The following is a 15155-nucleotide window of genomic DNA, read 5'->3' on the forward strand; positions in this document are numbered from 1 at the left end:
TAAAACTTGAGCAATAATACGTAAATAGACTTTAATTTAAGGCGGCTGACTATCTTTGTCTTAGCAAGTATAAAATACATAACAAGTATGGAGCAGACACTTCAGCAGGCTTTTGACAGAATTATAGGCTTACCGCTTACGAAAACCACACGCAACGCAGCAATACAGTATTTCCATTTTGGCAACACACATTATACTACCCCGCAGGGCCTTGTGCTCGACATTGGGGAGATGACGCTGGCCATAAACTGCCCCTGGCAGGTACAGCAACCCGATGGCCAAAGTATAAAGCACAGCGAAGTATACATCCGTAAGCGCGAAGCAGGACTGCCTACTCCTGTTTGGGACTGGAAGCAACCCGGCTCCAGCCTAAGTGACCAGCGCCTGATGCAATTCACCCACGACAACCCAAACCTCGTGGTGGAACGAATAGAGCAGCAGCAGGATTATACTTTGTTGCTATACTTTAGCGATGGCACTGTACTTTCTGTACTGCCCGACCCTGAAACACCCGCAGACGAATACTGGCAGCTTTTCAGCAACAGCGGCGATAGCTTTACTGTAGGAGCCGGCGCAAACGGCTACATACTTTAACGATACAATAACAGGCCCAGCATGGCGCCGGCAACTTTTAAGGCGGCTGTATAGTACTTTAAAATAAAAAGTATTGGACATACGCCTTCAACTTTTTGAGCTCGAAGACCAGAAATGGTTTCCGCATGTGGTGCGGCAGGGCATGCAGGACTATCTGCGGTTTATGATCAGCACCCTATCTACATATGAGGCAGCCCTGCCTTTACTGGAGGAGCTTTTGGTTAAAACTCAGCAACAGCACATTACTGACCTTTGTTCAGGAGCCGGAGGCGGCATAGCAGGCATCCGCGAGGCCCTAAGCAAACGCATGAATGTACCGGTTCGGGTTACCCTGACAGATCTCTACCCTAACCTCGACGCATATGAATACCTTTACAACGAGTCTAGAGGAACCATTACGTTTGTGCCTGACCCGGTTAATGCGCTGGCTGTGCCTGAAAATTTACATGGCGTCAGAACTATTTTCTCGTCTTTCCACCATTTCCCGCCGCATATTGCTAAAAGTATACTTCAGGATGCTGTTGATAAAAAAGCAGCTATAGGCATATTTGAAGGCGCTAAAAAAAGCTGGACCGAAATGCTGCTGCTATGGGTCACCTTTCCGTTTGTGATCATTTTTGTGACTCTTTTTATTAAGCCGTTTAAGCTTAGCAGGATTCTGTTTACTTACCTTATTCCACTAATTCCGATTGGTATTTTATGGGATGGCACTGTGTCGTTACTGCGTATTTATCCGCCTAAAAAGTTAGAATCCCTGGCAAAAAAGACAGCAGGCTCAAATTACACCTGGAAGGCTGGCAGAGTAGGCAAAGGACCAGGCAAACACGTAATCTACCTGATCGGATATCCGAAGGATGGTGAGTGAGTGGATGTGCGAATGAGTGAATACTAACAAATAACCAACAACTAATAACTATAATGCAAAGCTACCGGAGTGCACTTACACTTTTGCGTATCCCGTTTTCGGTGTACCTGATGCCTGTGTTCTGGTTTGCTCTAAGTACATTGCAAAGCTTTGACGCATGGCGTGCTGTTGTTGTTTTCCTTATACTGCACTTGCTTGTTTACCCTGCCAGCAACGGCTACAACTCTTATTACGACCGCGACGAAGGCAGCATTGGGGGTTTGGAACGGCCACCGCAGGTTACACGTGAACTAATGCACCTTGTGCTACTATTTGATGTGCTGGCTGTTTTGCTTGCTCTCTGGCTTTCGCCGTTATTTGGCTGCTTAGTGGCTTTATACCTGCTTATATCCAAAGCCTATAGTTACAAGGGAATCCGCCTTAAAAAATACCCTATCCTCAGCACATTTGTAGTTACGGTTTTTCAGGGGGCCTTTACATACTTTATGGTACAGGTGGGTGTTGGCTTAACGGCATCAGAAGTACTGCAGCAGCCAAATGTTTGGTTCGCCGTGGTAAGTACGCTATTTCTCTGCGGCTCTTATCCGTTAACGCAAATTTACCAGCACCAGGAAGATGCGCAGCGCGGTGATACAACACTAAGCCTTTTACTGGGCATTAAAGGAACATACCTTTTTGCGGCAATTAGTCTGCTATTGGGCACAGGGCTATTGCTATGGCTATACTTTACAAATTATCAGGTACACAACATTTTTATCTTTTTGGTGTGCACCGCGCCGATTGTATACTTTTTTGCAGGCTGGGCACTGCGTGCTTTAAAAGACACACGTGTTGTAAACTACAGTAATACCATGCTCATGAATAAGATATCTTCGCTGTGCATCAGTTTAGCCTTTATATTAATGATTGTAGCAAACCTGTACTTCTGAAGTATATCTAAAGTATAATACTCCGTATACATTGAAAAATAACCTAACCGGCCTATGAAATTCCTCTACGCTATACCCGCTGGTTTGGCAGCAACTGCCGCCATGACTGCCTTTCTATACTTGCTATCTTACCTTACGCACCGTGTTATGAAAGTGGTAAAGATACTGGGCACCATGCTTACCAACCGCACACAACCAGACGGAAACCTTTCTGATGCCACCAGTACAAGAATAATAGGCACCCTTGCACATTACCTGATCGGGATTTTCTTTGCTGTGATTTACCTGGCTCTGTGGAATTCTGAAGTTGGCTTTATTACCGCATCCTGGGGATTGCTTTTTGGTCTGGCGCACGGTATCATTGCCATGTTTGCGTGGTATTTCTTTTTTATGCTTCATCCTAACCCACCTATTATTCCCTTAAAATCATACTTGCTCACACTTATTTCTGCTCATGTTGTTTTTGGATTTGTAGTTACTTATACTTTTTATCTGCTGCTAGAACCAGATTATCCTTTTTGGTGGTAGGCGTTTTTAGTTAGGAATGAGGAATAATGAGTTGAAAATTGTGAGAGCATAAAACACTTTTTAACTTCTCAGGCTTCTTGGTCTAACGATTAAGTTAAAGTAGATTCCCAATTCTTGTTTCTGCAGTACCGGATCCAACCACCCCTACCCATCCTTAACTAAGGAGGGGAGCTCTGACATTACTCTAGAAAGCATAAACTCTGTAGCAGATGCTCAACCTCCCTTCCACCAAGATCCTTACAGGATGACAAAAAAGAGGACCAGAACCTATTGAGATGACAGTAGAAGCAGTAAGACAACTCCCCTCCTTGGACTGGTGAGAACGCGAGTTCGAAACTAGCGAATATAGGTTTGAGGGGCAGGGGTGGTTGGACCCGGGCTGAGAATAATCCCAGTAATCGACCAAATCCCCTTAATCTGTGGTCCGGAAACAAAAGCGCCTGCCAGGCACAAAACCTGGCAGGCGCTTTTTATACTTTAAGCTGAAGCTTATGCTTAGCCGTTCATCGAAATCAGGAACTCTTCGTTGCTCTTCGTGCCTTTCATTCTGTCTTTTAAGAACTCCATAGCCTCTACAGAATTCATATCCGACATAAACTTGCGCAGGATCCAAACGCGGTTCAGTTCGTCTTTGTCCATTAGCAGGTCTTCGCGGCGTGTACCAGATGCAGGAACGTCGATAGCCGGGTAAATACGCTTGTTGGCAAGCTTACGATCCAGCTGAAGTTCCATGTTACCAGTACCCTTGAATTCCTCGAAGATAACCTCGTCCATTTTAGAACCGGTGTCGATAAGAGCAGTAGCAATGATGGTAAGTGAACCACCGTTCTCTACGTTACGGGCAGCACCGAAGAATCGCTTCGGCTTGTGCAGTGCGTTAGCGTCCACACCACCCGATAAGATCTTACCAGACGACGGAACTACCGTGTTATAGGCACGAGCCAGACGCGTGATAGAGTCTAAAAGTATAACCACATCGTGGCCGCACTCTACCATGCGCTTTGCTTTATCCAGCACAATGCTAGATACTTTTACGTGGCGCTCGGCAGTCTCGTCAAACGTAGAGGCGATTACCTCTGCATTCACGCTGCGGGCCATGTCTGTTACTTCTTCCGGACGCTCGTCGATCAATAGGATCATCAGGTATACTTCCGGGTGGTTTTCTGAGATAGCGTTAGCAATCTCTTTCAGCAACACGGTTTTACCTGTTTTTGGCTGCGCCACGATCATACCACGCTGCCCTTTACCGATTGGAGCAAAAAGGTCCAGAATACGCGTAGACATCAGGCTCGGACGCGTTGTCAGTTTCAGGCGCTCTTCAGGGAAAAGCGGCGTAAGGTGCTGGAACGGGATACGGTCACGGATCTCTTCTGTAGTACGTCCGTTTACAGTTTCTACTTTAAGCAGGGCAAAATACTTCTCACCTTCTTTTGGCGGACGTATCTGGCCTTTTACCGTATCACCGGTTTTAAGTCCGAAAAGCTTTATCTGCGACGGCGACACATAAATATCGTCCGGGGAAGCCAGGTAATTATAGTGTGTTGAGCGAAGGAAACCGTAGCCATCCTGCATCAGCTCAAGAACACCCTCGTTTAGGATTATTCCGTCAAACTCCTTAAAGTTGCTGCTGCTTGCCTGTGGTTGGTTATTACGGCGCGGGTTGTTCTCGTTGCGATTGTCGTTTCTCTCTCCACGGTTATCGCGCTGTTCGTTGTTACGGTTGTCGCTTCTTTGCTCACGACCTTCTGCACGGTTATCGCTGCGCTCAGTGCGGTTATCTCTGTTATCGTTACGGTTCTCCCTGTTGTCGTTACGGTTATCGCGTTGTTCGTTACGGTTGTCGGAACGGTTTTCGCGCTGCTCGACACGGTTGTCATTGCGCTGGTCACGGCCTTCAGGGCGGTTGTCGCGGCGGTTAATGCGCTCACGAGGCTCACGCGACTGGTCTTGCGGGCCATGGTCCTTAACAACCGGAGCCGGGGCTTGTACAAGTGTCTGCGCAGGGGCTTCTCTGCGGTTTACCTGCTCGCGGGGTGCTCTTCTTTCTGCTTGCGCAGGAGCTTCCGCTGCAACAGCTTCCTCAACTTCAACAGTTGTGTTTTCTTCAGCGTCTTCAGCTGAAACTTCAGTAGTACGGGCAGGAGATTTGTACTTTTTGGCTATTTTTTCGGGAGGGGTAATGGCTTGCTGATCCAGGATCTTGTAGATTAGGTCTTGTTTACTAAGTTTCTTAAAGTTCTTAACACCCAGATCTTCAGCAATTTCCTTGAGTTCTGAAAGAAGTCTATCTTTCAATTCTTCAATATTGTACATAAATAGTGGTATGGTAGTTAACTAAACTTGCCAGGTTTGCATGGGCGAACGCAGCGAGAGAATTTATTTTTAAACTAGGAAATAGAATAGGTTGCGAAAGAGTTTGTGAGGCACAGGAAAGGGCCTTCATTAAATTGCAATGCAATGTTATTGCAATGCCGCGTAATTAACAAGTATTACGGAGCATTTTATGAAAAAAGTTTCATTTTTTGTCTAAAAGATTTCGTAAATGCCTCAAACTACTCAAAAAAGTATATTTTTGTAGGTAATACATAACACCAACTATGCTACAGCTAACAGTTTTAAGAGAGCAGACCGAGCACGTGATTGCCGGCTTGAGCAAGAAAAACTACAAAAACGCGGCCGAGGAGGTTGCCGCCTTACTAGAGCTTGATCAGCGCCGACGCCAGGTGCAGAACGAGCATGATGAACTTCAGAGCAGAGCCAATTCGCTATCCAAGGAAATAGGTATGCTGATGAAGAACGGAGAGCGTGACAAGGCAGAAGCATGTAAAGCTGAAACCTCTGAACTTAAACTTAAGACCAAGGCCCTGGCTGAGCAACAATCTACCCTTGAGGAAGAGATTCAGCAGGCACTTTATAAGCTGCCAAACCTTCCGCACACAAGTGTGCCCGTAGGTAGAACAGCAGAAGACAATGAAGTAGTTCTGCAACACGGCGAAATTCCTCAATTACATGAGGGGGCACAGCCGCATTGGGATCTTATCCAGAAGTACGACATCATCGATTTCGAGCTGGGCAACAAGATAACAGGTGCAGGTTTCCCGGTGTATAAAAAGCAGGGAGCCCGGTTACAGCGTGCTTTGATCAACTTCTTTTTAGATGAGGCTATGAAGGCTGGTTATACTGAGATACAGCCTCCGATTCTGGTGAACGAAGCTTCTGGATTTGGCACCGGCCAGTTACCTGACAAAGAAGGCCAGATGTATCATGCTACGGAAGATAACTATTATTTGATCCCGACTGCCGAGGTACCTATCACCAATATTTACCGCGATGTGATTGTGCCAACCGAGCAGCTACCAATCAAAAATACAGGCCATACGCCATGTTTCCGCCGTGAGGCAGGTTCGTGGGGTGCCGATGTGCGCGGCCTGAATCGCTTGCACCAGTTTGATAAGGTAGAAATTGTTCAGATAACTACTCCAGAGAAATCGTATGAGGCGCTGGAAGAAATGAGCAGCTACATACAAGGTCTTTTACAGAAGTTGGAGCTACCTTACCGTGTGTTGCGCCTGTGTGGCGGCGACATGGGCTTTACCTCTGCCCTTACCTATGATATGGAAGTATACTCTACTGCCCAAAGCCGCTGGCTGGAAGTAAGCTCTGCCTCTAACTTTGAGACATACCAGGCCAACCGCCTAAAACTGCGCTACAAAACCGAATCTGGTAAAACGCAGTTGCTGCACACCTTAAATGGCAGCGCTCTTGCCCTGCCACGCATTGTAGCAGCTATACTTGAAAATAACCAAACTCCAGATGGCATTAACATGCCAAAGGTGCTGCACCCATACTTAGGGTTTGAGAAGATTTCTTAAGATTTGCAGATTAGGAAATTTGAAGATGGGGAGATGATTCTCCTTTAACCAAAACAGCCGCTGAGTTTATACTTCAGTGGCTGTTTTGGTTATTATACTCGGGGTTTGATGGTACTGCCAGACAGGAGACGCAAAATAGTGCGTCTCTACATAGAGCTTTGTAGTCGGCGATAGCACTCAAAAGCTTGAAAAATACTGTGAAGTCTGCAACATTCATCTTAATGATTTGCAGAAATTATATAATCTTCACATTTCCAAATTTTCAAATCTCCTAATCACCTACCCATACTGCTCCAAGTACTGCTGATAGTAATTCTTCAGTTTATACTTCTTTAGTATCTCTCTAGCCTCATCTATGCTTTGCTCTGTAAGCACATAGTTCTGCAGCAATTCAAACAAAGCTTCCTTATCAGCAGTATCCATACTTTCATAGGCATGCATAAAGGCAGGAGTAAGCGCTAGCTTATTTTTTTGAACCTGCACCAGGCCCGCCGCAGTCAATTTTTCAAGCGCCTCCTCTGCTTCTTTAAAAGTATAAACGGTACCGTCTGCAGCATCTGCCATCAACAGCACTTCCTGCAAAGGGGCTCCGCCTTCACCACCTGTTGCCAGAAGTATGGCTTCTGCAAAACCAGCATCGGGTGCTTTCCAGATCAGATTATACTTGGGCATCTTCAAATTTCTCCATTTTCAAATTTCCAAATCATCAAACGAAATATCCCTCATACACTTAAAATGTCCTTTAGGGCACTTTTTATAGCCTATTTTAGAGCAGGGACGGCAACTGAGACCATGCACTTCCAGCACTTTATACTTTGTGCGGAATGGGTACATACCAAACTCCGGAATCGTGTTGCCCCAAACGCTGATGATGTCTTTTTGAAAGGCTGCCGCAATATGCATGAGGCCTGTATCATGACTTACAACTTGTGTGGCCTGGCGAACCAGAGAGGCAGATCCGTTCAAGTTATACTTACCACAGGCGTTGTATATCTTATTTGGTAAATTATGAATCTTGAAATAAGCCGCAATAACTTCGCCATTAGGTGAATCTTCTTTGCCTCCTAAAAGTATAACCGGTTGCTGCAGCTGCTTGCATAATTCTATAATTCGCTTAACGGGCAAACGCTTGGTAAAATGCTGCGCGCCAATGGCAAAGGCAACATACCCATCCTGAAAACCAGCTGGCAAAGTATGAACATCTGCTTCATCTTGAACGGGTATAAAGTAGTCCAGCCCTTTGCCATCGTCTTTTATACCAAGTGCAGAAGCTGCATCTAAATAGCGTTGCACAATGTGCACATCGGGCAAGCGGTTTACTTTAAAGTTCACCATCAGCCACTTCTCATAGTTCAGTTTATCGAAGCTGCGGCTCGGTTTAGCTAACCTTGTTTTGATGATGCGCGTGCGTAAGTTGTTATGCAGATCAACTACGTAATCGAAATTCTCTGCCTTCAGCTCCTGCACTAAATCTCCTAGTTTATCGCCTAATACATGTACCTTATCCACGTAAGGGTTATGGGCAAGTATACTTTGAAAGGCTTTTTTGGTACAGTAATGCACCTCCGCCCCCGGCACCTGCTCCTTTATGCAGCGCACCACTGGCGTAGTAAGCACAATATCCCCGATGGAGGAGAAACGAAGTATAAGGATTTTTGGCATTTTATACTTTTAAACCATAGCGCAAGCGTTCGCTTATGCTTCAATTTACCATTATAGTGGCTGGAAAAACAGAGGTTCAAGCGGACGCTTGTGCCGGTCTTCCAAATCATACTTTGGTACTTACTTTATCTTCCCCTTGCGCTCTCTGAAATACTTCTCCACTTCCTCCATCGGCTTCGCATTAAAGGTCATTTCTTTGGTAAGTCCTCCTTTTCTGCCAACCAACACGCCATACTTCATGTCGTCGTAGCCGCTGGTGTGATGGGCATCGGGGTTTATACTTAGCATTACACCCTTCTCTAAAGCATATTGCACGTGGCGCCAGTCAAGGTCAAGACGCCATGGGTTAGCATTAATCTCGATGATCACATTATTGGCAGCACAGGCATCTATCACCATTTTGTGGTTTATCGGGTAGCCTTCGCGGCGTAACAACAAACGCCCTGTCGGGTGGCCCAGCATGGTGGTGTATGGATTTTCGATAGCTGTGATAAGCCGTGCAGTAGCCTTCTTCTCATCCATGTTCAGGCTGCTGTGAATACTGGCTACAATAAAGTCGAAGGATTTCAGGATATCCTCGTCGTAATCCAGCGAACCGTCACCCAGAATATCAGACTCTATGCCTTTGAAAATTTTGAATGGAGCCAGTTTCTTGTTCAGCTCATCAATCTCTTTTTGCTGACGCAGCACATCTCCTTCGCGCAGGCCACCAGCATACGATGCCGTTTTGCTGTGATCGGAAATACCCAGGTATTGGTAGCCCATGTCGCGGCAGAAAGTAGCCATCTGCTCTAAAGTATGCGCACCATCAGAATAAGTGCTGTGGTTATGCAGGATGCCTTTGAGATCGGACAGCTCCAGCAGTTTTGGCAGCTTATTCTCCAGAGCCAATTGAAGTTCGTTGGTACCTTCGCGCAGCTCAGGCTCTACAAAAGCCATTCCCGCCGATTTGTAAATATCAGCCTCGGAAGTATATCCTTGCTCACGCACTACGGTAAGCAGGTTGGTGCTGCTGGTAAACGGCTGTGCCAGGTGCTCTATACTTGATGAGCAAAGCAACAGTTCATTGCCAAACCGCTCTTCCGGCACAAGCTTTATCTCTACATTTAAGCCATTTAAAGTATAAACGCCACGCCAGGCAAACGGGCCTGATGCTCTTTCGTCCTCCTGTAGTTCTGCAATAGTGCTCAAGGTCTGGTGTGAGGCAACGGGGGTGTTGGTGGCAAGTACAAATTGCAGGCTGGTAATGATTTCCAGGCGGCGGCGTATTTCTCCGGCCATACTTACCTGTGCATCTGGCAGTGCATTTTTTATACTTTGCAGTAACTCTCCTGCGCTGGCTTCTGCCTCGGCATACAACAATTTGCCACGGTTTTGCTGTGTAAAGAGTAGAGCCTGCTTTATGTTATCCTGGGTTTTAGCACCAAAGCCTTTTAGCTTGCTTACTTTGTCCTGTTCGCAGGCTTCGAGCAGTTCTTCTACAGTTTCTGTTCCCAGTTCTTTCCAGAGATTACGCACTTTTTTAGGCCCAATGCCTTTGATACGCAGCATCTCCACTACGCCCGGAGGCGTGGCTGCCAGCATCTGATCCAACTCCTCAAAAGAGCCGGTAGCATTTATCTCTACAATCTTCGCCGCAATGCCTTTTCCTACTCCCTGTATACTCTCCAGTTGACTTTGGCTCATGCCTGCCAGAGGGTCCTCTACAAGTTCCAGCGCACCTACAGCGTTTATGTAAGAACGTACCTTAAACGGGTTCTCGTCGTGCAGCTCCATCAGCTCGGCTGCAAGCTTAAATAATCTGATGATCTTCTTATTTTCCAAGGCTCTGTCGCGTATACTTACAAAGATAGAAAAACCACCCGAACCCTTCACGCATGCATTTATATTCGTTTACTTCTATATAAATTCAGAATTGACTATCTTAGCAAAGTAAACCCTCTTAAAAATATGAAATACGCGTCGCTACTGTGTCTGGTATGTTTACTTTTCCTGGCAAATACCTGTAAGAAAAACACGTTAGAGTCTGAATTGATGGGCAAGACATGGCTGCACTCTTACGAGGAAGATGTAGACGACATAACCGTTTACCGCCCCAATACCTACGACTTTCCGCCATCGCGCGGCCGAACCGGATTTGCCCTTGAAGAAGAAGGCGTGCTAAAGCAGTATGATATAGCCCCAACCGATGGACTGGAAGAGCACCTGGGCAAATGGAAGAGAGAAGACAAAAACAAAATACATGTTCGGCTTGAGGGTAACGGAATACCAGCTCAGAACTATGTAATAGAGGTGGTATCGCTTAAAGATGACGTGCTCAAAATAAAGAAGACCACAGCCGGTAATAACTAGAGCAAGCCTGAAAAAAGTATGAGTTGGCGGCAAAACCAATTTATGCTCTATAAAGGATTTATACTTCCCATACAGAACTATATAAAATAATCTGTTATGCTGAATTACGAAAAGCTATCCAGGTCTACCCGCACCAGAACAGCCATACTGCTGCTCCTGCTGTACATGGTGCTTGCAATAGCCGATCTGTTTATCAGCTTTTTCGGAGGTGTATTACTTGGTGTGCTACTGATGCAGTTTGAAGTAGAAGTCCAGAAATTTTTCAAGAAAACCTTAAAAAGAGCGTCATCAACAACAGGATTGTTAAAGCACTACAATAACCTTATCTACGAACAGAAAATACTTATTAAAGCTGGCCTGCAGGTAATAGTAACTATACTTATACTTACTGGCGTGCTAGCCACTTTTTGGGGTGGTATTGTTAGCGGTATGCTACTGGCGCTGCTTGCCAACGATATAATAATGATCAGGCGGAAACGGTTAAAGCTAAATGCCCGAATCAAGAAAAATCAGCTTAAACCATAAAATATACTTTAACTTTATTTACAACAATGCAATACTGGCTTGTAAAATCAGAACCGGAAACTTACTCTTGGGCCGATCTGATAAAAGATGGGAAAACAATGTGGGATGGCGTACGCAATTACCAGGCCCGCAACAACATGCAGCAAATGCAACCCGGCGATATGGTTTTATTTTACCACAGCGTATCAGAGAAAGCCATTGTGGGCATTGCTAAAGTAGAAAAGGCTGCCTACCCAGACCCTACCGCTAAAGAAGGCAACTGGGTAGTAGTTGACCTCGTACCATTCCGCGATTTTAAAGAGCCTGTAACATTAGAGCAGATCAAAAAGGACAAACGCCTGGAAAACATTGCCTTGCTGCGCCAGTCGCGCTTGTCTGTTATGCCGCTAAAGGCCGAGGAATTTGATGTGCTGCTTGCACTAGGTAATTAAGCATCATAGTTCTGTAATTAATAAAGTACGGATGAAATAACAACGAACGGCACCTGAAAGGAGTACATAGAGACAGGCACCATTTATACTTTCCCGGTACTGCATAGCATAAATACCCTACTATGGCTAAAGTACGTTTTGTGTTAATTTTTTACCTGTTGCTTTTTACCTCTTTGGCTTTTGCCCAGGAGCCGACTCAGCCTGTGCGTTTAGAATTACCTTTTAACAGAACAGAAAACAGTGTAGAAGTACTAGCCTTGCCTGATAGCAGCCTGCTGGTTTACCACAAGACAAGTAACGCCTGGAACACCAAAGCCGATTTCTACTTTACAAAGTACAATCAAAAGCTTGAGCAAGTCTGGACTACATCCGTAGACATTCCTCCCAGCTATGATTTTGTGAGGCACTATACCGAGATGCCTTATACTTATCTGATATTTACCGGCGATATTCCTGAAGAGTATATTTTTACCCGCACCAACAGCATTAATGGCCGCACAGATGTTAAAAAGTATAAACTGGATGACATTGAGGCGATACATGAGTTTAATGTACTGCAGGGAAATTACTTCCTGATTGGGCACAACCGCTTTAGCCAGAAACCGCTGCTGCTTCACCTGAAGCCTTCAGAAGAAAAGCCAAAGCACCTGCCCTCTGTGTATGGCGAAGAATCCACGTTTTCAGATATGCTGGCCGACCAGGAAAACAGGCGCCTGGATGTGGTGCTATCCGAATCGAATGGGCGTGTGTCTAGGTTGCAGGTAAAAAGTTTTAACGCAGACGGAGAATTGCTCGGCAACCACTTTATACTTCAGCAAAATGATAAAAGTCTGCTAAACGCCGAGATTACCCCCGGCGACAGTGCCCAGAAAATGCTGTTAGGTACATATGGCACCCGAGACCTGCGCTATACCTCCGGTTTTTTCACAAAGCCAGTATCTGCTGTATACAATACCGGCGACTTTTACAGCATCATGCAACTCAAGAACTTCCTGAAGTACATGAAGCCCCGCCGTGAAGAGCGTACTCGTGCACGCGAGGCAGCACGTCTGCGTGCCGGCAAAGAGCCACTTTACCGTTTCCGGATACTGCTGCACGACCTGATAACTACGCCAACTGGTTACATACTGGCCGGCGAAGCATACTATCCCCAATACCGCAACAACTCAGTATCGCTACCGTTGGAGCGCAGGCAGGCTTTTATGCAGAACACTGAAGGCTATAAGCGAACACATGCAGTTGCCATGGGTTTTGATAAAAAAGGAAACTTGCTCTGGGATAATACCTTTCCATTAAAGGATGTCGCAAGTATGGAGTTAGTGCACACTGTAGAAGTGGCACGTGCGCCTGACGGACGTGTGATTATGGCCTACCCCGATCAGGAAGAAATTATATACCACATCATGCAGGAAGATAAGTTTGATGACAAGGAACACAAACTGAAGATCATGACTTATAATGAAAACGAAAAAGCGCAGGCAACAGAAGACCCTGGCATCATTAAGTGGTATGATAACCATTTCGTAGCTTTCGGTTTCCAGCGCATTAAACCCTCAGGAGCAGAATACCGCACCGTTTTTTACCTCAACAAGATCAGTTTTTAGTTATTAGTTGTTCGTTATTGGTTGTAGAGACGCAATACGTTGCGTCTTGTTTGCTACAGGGCAGCGGGTTTCAAAGCTCGCTACAGAGACCATCTACAAATATAACCTATGGCTCACGGATGTCTGAAGACTTCCCATCATGACACGTCACAAGTCACCACTGTGCTAAAGACTTTCGCCAGGAATTTAATCCAACCAATAACGATAAACCAACAACCAATAACAAATAACCGGCAATCAACAATTCAACAATCCAACAATTAACCTATATTTGTAAGCAAGACCTCCGGCTATGCAGAAAAGAATCATCGTAAACCACAAGTTGCTCGAGATAATGGTGATGCGCCTTTGCCACCAACTCATCGAAAACCACGGCGACTTTTCTGATTCCGTTATTCTTGGCCTGCAGCCCCGCGGCATTTACGTAGCGCAGCGCATCCAGAAAACGTTAGCAGCCATACTTGGCAAACAGGTGCCTACCGGTTACCTCGACACTACCTTTCACCGCGACGATTTTCGCCGACGTGATACCCCACTTACAGCAAACGCAACCAAAGTTGATTTCCTGATTGAGGGCAAAAAAGTGATTCTGGTGGATGATGTGCTATACACCGGCCGCTCTGTAAGAGCCGCCATGGATGCCATGATTGCTTACGGCCGCCCTGCCAACGTGGAGCTGCTGGTGCTGATAGACAGGCTGTACACGCGCCATCTGCCCATACAGCCCACCTATGTGGGCCGCCATGTTAATTCGCTGTTAAGCCAGCGGGTATTGGTAGAGTGGCAGGGGCAGGATACACCGGAAGACAATATCTGGCTAATTACAAAAACCGACGAATAGATTTCTCACCCATGCAAGAGCTTAGCGTTAGGCACCTTTTAGGCATCAAAGACATTACTCCGCAGGATATCCAGCTTATCTTCGAGACTGCCGACAATTTTAAAGACGTGCTTAACAGGCCAATTAAAAAAGTGCCCTCGCTCCGCGACATTACTATTGCCAACGTTTTTTTCGAGAACTCAACCCGTACGCGCCTCTCTTTTGAGCTTGCCGAGAAAAGGCTTTCTGCCGATGTAATAAACTTTAGCAGCAGCAGCAGCTCAGTAAAAAAAGGCGAAACGCTCCTTGATACCGTAAACAACATCCTGGCCATGAAAGTGGATATGATCGTGATGCGACACTCCAGCCCGGGAGCCCCACATTTCCTGAGCCGACATATCACTGCTAATATCGTAAATGCCGGCGATGGCACACACGAACATCCCACACAAGCACTGCTGGATAGCTTCTCTATTAGAGAGAGACTTGGCGACGTGGCCGGCAAAAAAGTGGTGATCATCGGCGATATTCTGCACTCCAGGGTGGCGCTTTCGAACATTTTTGCCTTACAGAAGCTTGGTGCCGAAGTAATGGTTTGCGGACCAATTACGCTATTGCCAAAGTATATTAAGGAACTGGGTGTAAAAGTAGAGCTGGATGTACGTAAGGCCCTTGCCTGGTGCGATGTGGCCAACGTGCTGCGCATACAGCTGGAGCGCCAGCAAATGAAGTATTTCCCATCGCTGCGTGAGTACACGTTATACTATGGCATCGATAAAAAATTGCTCGACAGTCTCGATAAAGAGATTGTTCTTATGCACCCAGGTCCAATAAACCGAGGCGTAGAACTAAGCTCCGATGCAGCCGATTCACATCATTCTATCATACTTAACCAGGTAGAGAACGGTGTTGCCATACGCATGGCCGTTTTATATTTGCTGGCTTCCAGGCAATAGGCGTTTAATCTTTTGAT

At 45.9% G+C, this 15155-nt stretch carries 15 protein-coding genes; 11 read left to right on the forward strand and 4 right to left on the reverse strand.

Features of this window, described 5'->3' with window-relative positions:
* Positions 1–87: 87 nt before the first annotated feature.
* The 4 genes from K0O23_RS00585 to K0O23_RS00600 all read left to right on the forward strand — a co-directional run bounded on the left by K0O23_RS00585 (position 88) and on the right by K0O23_RS00600 (position 2916).
* Positions 88–594 (forward strand): hypothetical protein, encoded by a 507-nt coding sequence (locus tag K0O23_RS00585; protein ID WP_219875441.1) that lies wholly within the window; start codon positions 88–90, stop codon positions 592–594.
* Between the two features lie 73 nt (positions 595–667).
* Positions 668–1459 carry a class I SAM-dependent methyltransferase gene (locus tag K0O23_RS00590; protein ID WP_219875442.1) on the forward strand — a complete coding sequence of 264 codons (792 nt, stop codon included), beginning with the start codon at positions 668–670 and terminating at the stop codon, positions 1457–1459.
* A 53-nt stretch (positions 1460–1512) separates the two neighbouring features.
* Positions 1513–2388 carry a UbiA family prenyltransferase gene (locus K0O23_RS00595; RefSeq protein ID WP_219875443.1) on the forward strand — a complete coding sequence of 292 codons (876 nt, stop codon included), beginning with the start codon at positions 1513–1515 and terminating at the stop codon, positions 2386–2388.
* Between the two features lie 54 nt (positions 2389–2442).
* Positions 2443–2916 (forward strand): hypothetical protein, encoded by a 474-nt coding sequence (locus K0O23_RS00600; RefSeq protein ID WP_219875444.1) that lies wholly within the window; start codon positions 2443–2445, stop codon positions 2914–2916.
* Between the two features lie 495 nt (positions 2917–3411).
* On the opposite strand, the gene rho is transcribed toward K0O23_RS00600, so the two are convergent.
* The gene (gene rho / locus K0O23_RS00605) at positions 3412–5229 is read right to left on the reverse strand and encodes a transcription termination factor Rho (RefSeq protein WP_219875445.1); all 1818 of its coding nucleotides are present in this window, start codon (positions 5227–5229) and stop codon (positions 3412–3414) included.
* A 284-nt stretch (positions 5230–5513) separates the two neighbouring features.
* On the opposite strand from rho, the gene serS reads away from it, so the two are divergent.
* Positions 5514–6788, forward strand: a complete 1275-nt coding sequence (gene serS, locus K0O23_RS00610; RefSeq protein WP_219875446.1) for a serine--tRNA ligase — start codon at positions 5514–5516, stop codon at positions 6786–6788.
* Between the two features lie 279 nt (positions 6789–7067).
* Here the strand turns inward: serS and K0O23_RS00615 are convergent, their stop codons facing one another.
* The 3 genes from K0O23_RS00615 to polX all read right to left on the reverse strand — a co-directional run bounded on the left by K0O23_RS00615 (position 7068) and on the right by polX (position 10274).
* Positions 7068–7460, reverse strand: a complete 393-nt coding sequence (locus K0O23_RS00615; RefSeq protein ID WP_219875447.1) for a hypothetical protein — start codon at positions 7458–7460, stop codon at positions 7068–7070.
* Between the two features lie 18 nt (positions 7461–7478).
* Entirely contained in the window at positions 7479–8450 is a 972-nt protein-coding gene (locus K0O23_RS00620; protein WP_219875448.1) for a glycosyltransferase family 9 protein, read from the reverse strand.
* A 120-nt stretch (positions 8451–8570) separates the two neighbouring features.
* Positions 8571–10274: a DNA polymerase/3'-5' exonuclease PolX gene (gene polX, locus K0O23_RS00625; RefSeq protein WP_219875758.1), complete on the reverse strand. Its 1704-nt coding sequence runs from the start codon at positions 10272–10274 to the stop codon at positions 8571–8573.
* 126 nt (positions 10275–10400) lie between these two features.
* Here polX and K0O23_RS00630 point away from each other — a divergent pair, with 126 nt between their 5' ends.
* The 6 genes from K0O23_RS00630 (at position 10401) to K0O23_RS00655 (ending at position 15138) form a co-directional block, all read left to right on the forward strand.
* Positions 10401–10802 (forward strand): hypothetical protein, encoded by a 402-nt coding sequence (locus K0O23_RS00630; protein WP_219875449.1) that lies wholly within the window; start codon positions 10401–10403, stop codon positions 10800–10802.
* A 96-nt stretch (positions 10803–10898) separates the two neighbouring features.
* The gene (locus K0O23_RS00635; RefSeq protein WP_219875450.1) at positions 10899–11327 is read left to right on the forward strand and encodes a hypothetical protein; all 429 of its coding nucleotides are present in this window, start codon (positions 10899–10901) and stop codon (positions 11325–11327) included.
* A 26-nt stretch (positions 11328–11353) separates the two neighbouring features.
* Positions 11354–11758 (forward strand): EVE domain-containing protein, encoded by a 405-nt coding sequence (locus K0O23_RS00640; protein WP_219875451.1) that lies wholly within the window; start codon positions 11354–11356, stop codon positions 11756–11758.
* Between the two features lie 122 nt (positions 11759–11880).
* Positions 11881–13362, forward strand: coding sequence for a hypothetical protein (locus K0O23_RS00645; protein ID WP_219875452.1), 1482 nt, complete (start codon positions 11881–11883; stop codon positions 13360–13362).
* Positions 13363–13654: 292 nt separating this feature from the next.
* Entirely contained in the window at positions 13655–14203 is a 549-nt protein-coding gene (pyrR, locus tag K0O23_RS00650; RefSeq protein ID WP_219875453.1) for a bifunctional pyr operon transcriptional regulator/uracil phosphoribosyltransferase PyrR, read from the forward strand.
* Between the two features lie 11 nt (positions 14204–14214).
* On the forward strand, positions 14215–15138 hold the full coding sequence (locus tag K0O23_RS00655; RefSeq protein ID WP_219875454.1) for an aspartate carbamoyltransferase catalytic subunit: 924 nt from the start codon (positions 14215–14217) through the stop codon (positions 15136–15138).
* The last annotated feature ends 17 nt before the right edge of the window (positions 15139–15155 follow it).

Origin of the sequence: Pontibacter aydingkolensis, from assembly GCF_019443125.1 — a bacterium.
Lineage (GTDB): Bacteria > Bacteroidota > Bacteroidia > Cytophagales > Hymenobacteraceae > Pontibacter > Pontibacter aydingkolensis.